We start from the raw sequence: 4,107 nt of genomic DNA, 5'->3' as shown, positions 1-4,107 counted from the left end.
TATTGCGCAAGGCGGCACAGCGCACCGTCGAAGGCCTCTGGACCGCCATTGGTGACATGCTGCCAGTCTTCAAGCCTCAGGAATGCCGAAACTACTTCGCCGCAGCAGGATATGATGCAGACTGATGGGATTCCGCTCTAGTGCTTCTTCTCCGCGTTCCGCTTGTGGACCGCGAGCGCCATCATGCGGCGGTCGCGCCAGGCGGTGGTGGCGTCGAGCTTGTCGCGGGGAACCTCGGCGCGGCGCGCCGCGTCAAGCGATGCGGCGATGTCATCCGGCCATGGTTTTGCTGCCGCCTGGCTGTCGCCGATGCGGCGGATCATGGCGCCGTAGCGGGCCAGATAATCGGCAACGCCCTGCGGCGCGTTGAGATCGATGGTCTCGATCGGTCCCATGAAGCTCCAGCGCAGGGCGAGGCCATCCGTCACCGTCTTGTCGAGGTCCTCGGGCGTCACATAATCCTCGGCGATCAGGCGGAACGCCTCGTTCAGCACCGCAAGCTGCAGGCGGTTGAGGATGAAGCCCTCGATTTCGCGCTTCACGGTGATCGGCACCATGCCGCAGCTTGTCATGAACTGGCGGGCGGCGGCGATGGTTTCCGGCGCGGTGAAGCCGGCCCCGCAGAGTTCGACGATCGGCGCCAGATGCGGCGGGTTCAGGGGATGGGCGACGAGGCAGCGGGCGCGGCTTTGCAGGCCTTCGAAGATGATCGATGGCATGATCGCCGAGGTCGAGCTGGACAGGATCGCATCGGCTGGCGCCAGCCGCTCAACCTCCGCGAACAAGGCCTGTTTTGGCTCGGCGCGCTCGACGATGTTTTCCTGAACGAAGCCCGCGCCGCCGACCGCCTCGGCAAGAGCCGCCGCGCCCCGGATTCGCGTATGGACCGTCTCCGCCGCGTCGATCAGCCCGGCCTCCGCCATTTCCGGCAGCGTACGGGCAAGGTGGGCGAGCGCTTTCTCGACCTGGGCCGGGTCCTGGTCCCACAGGCGCACCTCATGGCCGCCGCAGGCGAACACCATGGCCCATGACCGGCCGATCAGGCCGGAACCGAGGATGGCCGTCTTCACCGCGGAACCGGCGCGCCAGGATGCATGAGGCCCTGGGCTTTCAGATCCTGCCACAGGGCCTTGGGGATGCTAGCGTCGAGGGTGGCCACGTTGAGCGCCACTTCCCTGGCGCTGACGCCGCCCGGAATGACGCTCACCACCTGCGGATGATGCATGGGGAAGCGCAGCGCCGCTTCGGCCAACTTCACCTTATGCCGCTTGCACACCGCCTCGATTTTCGCCACCCGGTCGCGGATGGCTTTCGGCGCTTTCGAATAGTTGTACCAGGCGCCGGGCTTCGGTCCGGTGGCCAGAATGCCCGAGTTGTAAGGCCCGCCCAGCACGATGCCGATGCCTTTTTCCTGGCACAGCGGCAGGAAACTCTCGAGCGCCTCCTGTTCGAGCAGCGTGTAGCGCCCGGCGAGCAGGAAGAGATCGAAGCTTGCCGCCTTGGCCAGGGTTTCGCAGACCTGCCATTCATTGACACCGGCGCCGATGGCCTTGATGACCTTCTCGTCCCGGAGCTTGGCCAGCGCCTTGAAGCCGCTCTTGAGGACGGTCCGCACATGCGCGTCACGCGCGTCGGCCGTCTTGTGGGTGAAGATGTCCACGTCATGGACGAAAATCACATCAATCGAATCGATGCCGAGGCGTTCCAGCGAGAATTCGATCGACCGCATGAAACCGTCATAGCTGTAGTCATAGCGCTCCTTGCGCGATGGCGTGTCGAAGAACTTGCCGATGCCGGTGCGCTCCTTCGGGGGGCAGACATCGAGCAGGCGGCCGACCTTGGTCGACAGCACATAGTCCTTGCGCTTGCGGCCATAGAGGAAGCGGTTGAGCCGGGTTTCCGACAGGCCGAGGCCATAGAGCGGCGCGGTGTCGAAATAGCGGATGCCGGCCGTCCATGCTGCTTCCAGCGTGGCCTGCGCCTCCTCCGGATCGATGGCGCGGTAGAGATTGGCAATGGGCGCCGCGCCAAAGCCCAGCTCGGTGAAGCTGATGGTTTGCCCCGACGGCGCCCGGAAATTCCGCTTTTTCATCTTCGACAGCCTCCTCAAATCTGCGGTGCGGCATGCGGCTGGGCCCGGCTGGCGCCCGCGAAATCGGGCGTGACGGCTCTTTGCGGCATGCTAACATGCGTATTGTATTCACGAAGCGGAGAAGCTCCGCAAGAGAGAAGCGAGAAACACGATGATTGCCAGCGTTCCGAAACGGCCCCGCATGCTCCGCCTGTCACCGGCTGATAATGTTCTCGTTGCCATCGATACGGTCGACAAGGGCAGCGTGGCGCCTGAAGAGATCACGGCGCTCGACCGCATCGGCAAGGGCCACAAGATGGCGGCGGCTGATATCCGCGCCGGCGAGCCCGTCCGCAAGTTTGGCCAGATCATCGGCTTCGCGAAGCAGGACGTTCCCAGGGGCAGCTGGGTTCACGAGCACAACACCGGCATGCAGGACTTCGACCGCGATTATGCCTTCGCGCAGGATGCCAGGCCCGAGGATATTCTGCCGCTCGGCCAGCAGGCCACATTCCAGGGTATCCGCCGCCCCAACGGCAAGGTCGGCACCCGCAACTACATTGGCGTGCTGACCTCGGTGAATTGTTCGGCCACGGTGGCCGGCTTCATCGCCGAGGAGGTGAAGCGCTCCGGCATGCTGGCGGACTACCCCAACATCGACGGCGTGGTGGCGCTGAAGATGGACAATGGCTGCGTCGTCGATTACCGCGGCGTGATCTTCGACATCCTCAAGCGCACCGCCTGGGGCTATGCCACCAACCCGAACATGGGCGGCGTCTTGATGGTGGGGCTGGGCTGCGAGGGCTTCCAGATTCCGCGCTTCAAGGAGGCCTATGGCGTCACCGAGAGTGAAACCTTCCGGACCATGACGATCCAGGAAACCGGCGGCACGCGCAAGACCGTGGCTGCCGGCGTCGCTGCGATCCGTGAAATGCTGCCGCATGTGAACGCTGTGAAGCGCGAGACCTGCCATGCCTCCGAGCTGATCGTGGCGCTGCAATGCGGCGGTTCCGACGGCTATTCCGGCATCACCGCAAATCCGGCCCTGGGGGCCGCCGTCGACATTCTGGTGCGGCACGGTGGCACCGGCATCCTCTCGGAAACGCCTGAGATCTATGGCGCCGAGCACTTGCTCACGCGGCGCGCCGCCAGCCGCGAGGTTGGCGAGAAGCTGGTCGGCATCATCAAGTGGTGGGAGGAATACACCCGCCGCAACAACATGGAGATGAACAACAACCCGTCGCCCGGCAACAAGCTGGGCGGGCTCACCACCATTCTCGAAAAATCGCTGGGGGCCGCCGCCAAGGGCGGAACCACCACGCTGCGGCATGTCTACAACTATGCCGAGCCGGTCACCGGCAAGGGCTTCGTGTTCATGGACACGCCGGGTTATGACCCCGTGGCGGCGACCGGCCAGGTGGCGGGCGGCGCCAATCTCCTGTGCTTCACCACGGGCCGCGGCTCCGCCTATGGCTGCAAGCCGGTGCCGTCGATCAAGCTCGCCACCAATACCGACATCTACAATCGCATGATCGACGACATGGACATCAACTGCGGCGACATTCTCGATGGCGTGTCGATCGAGGAGAAGGGCCAGCAGATTTTCGATCTGATGCTGAAGGTGGCGTCGGGCCAGCGCACCAAGTCCGAGGAACTGGGCTATGGTGACAATGAGTATGTGCCATGGCACATCGGCGCGACAATGTAAGACAGCCCAGACCGTTGATTCCCATCATTCCGGGACATGCTCTTGCGTCTTCTTTGGCGGCTGACGAGAAGATGCCACCGTCAGGCCGTGACATCATGATCGCTCTTGATCATCTTCTGCTCGCCAGCGGCACCGGTTAACCAAACGTAAATTTGCCATTGTTACTGCCTTCTGTGCTGGAACAGAGGGGGCATCAGCCTGTCGAGAACGAAAAACAGCAAAGTTGAGCGCCGGGAACCGCAGCTGTTTTCCGATGGCCAGCGCCGCAAGTCCGGCAACAAATTCTCCAAAGCAGCGAGTCCCCGACGGCGCTCGCTCGTCTGGGTGC

General features: G+C 63.6%; 4 protein-coding genes and 1 pseudogene. 2 read left to right on the top strand and 3 right to left on the bottom strand.

The window, feature by feature from the left end; translation table 11 throughout:
- A pseudogene (locus tag ACKOED_RS00505) lies at nt 1-125 on the top strand (IS630 family transposase); the annotation flags it as partial.
- A 12-nt stretch (nt 126-137) separates the two neighbouring features.
- Here the strand turns inward: ACKOED_RS00505 and ACKOED_RS00500 are convergent.
- Both ACKOED_RS00500 and ACKOED_RS00495 read right to left on the bottom strand, forming a co-directional pair.
- Nucleotides 138-1,070 carry a 3-hydroxyacyl-CoA dehydrogenase gene (locus tag ACKOED_RS00500; protein ID WP_408914618.1) on the bottom strand — a complete coding sequence of 311 codons (933 nt, stop codon included), beginning with the start codon at nt 1,068-1,070 and terminating at the stop codon, nt 138-140.
- Nucleotides 1,067-2,092 (bottom strand): aldo/keto reductase, encoded by a 1,026-nt coding sequence (locus tag ACKOED_RS00495; protein WP_408914617.1) that lies wholly within the window; start codon nt 2,090-2,092, stop codon nt 1,067-1,069. The genes ACKOED_RS00500 and ACKOED_RS00495 overlap by 4 nt, the downstream gene beginning before the upstream one ends.
- 181 nt (nt 2,093-2,273) lie before the next feature.
- On the opposite strand from ACKOED_RS00495, the gene ACKOED_RS00490 reads away from it, so the two are divergent.
- Entirely contained in the window at nt 2,274-3,779 is a 1,506-nt protein-coding gene (locus ACKOED_RS00490; RefSeq protein WP_408914616.1) for a UxaA family hydrolase, read from the top strand.
- Between the two features lie 93 nt (nt 3,780-3,872).
- On the opposite strand, the gene ACKOED_RS00485 is transcribed toward ACKOED_RS00490, so the two are convergent.
- A partial coding sequence (locus tag ACKOED_RS00485) for a hypothetical protein (RefSeq protein WP_408914615.1) occupies nt 3,873-4,107 on the bottom strand: 235 nt, incomplete at its 5' end.

Origin of the sequence: Aestuariivirga sp., assembly GCF_046093005.1 — a bacterium.
In the GTDB taxonomy this organism is placed as follows: Bacteria; Pseudomonadota; Alphaproteobacteria; order Rhizobiales; family Aestuariivirgaceae; genus Aestuariivirga.
Note: the sequence above shows the minus strand (reverse complement) of the source record. Positions and strands in the feature narration are given on the sequence as shown.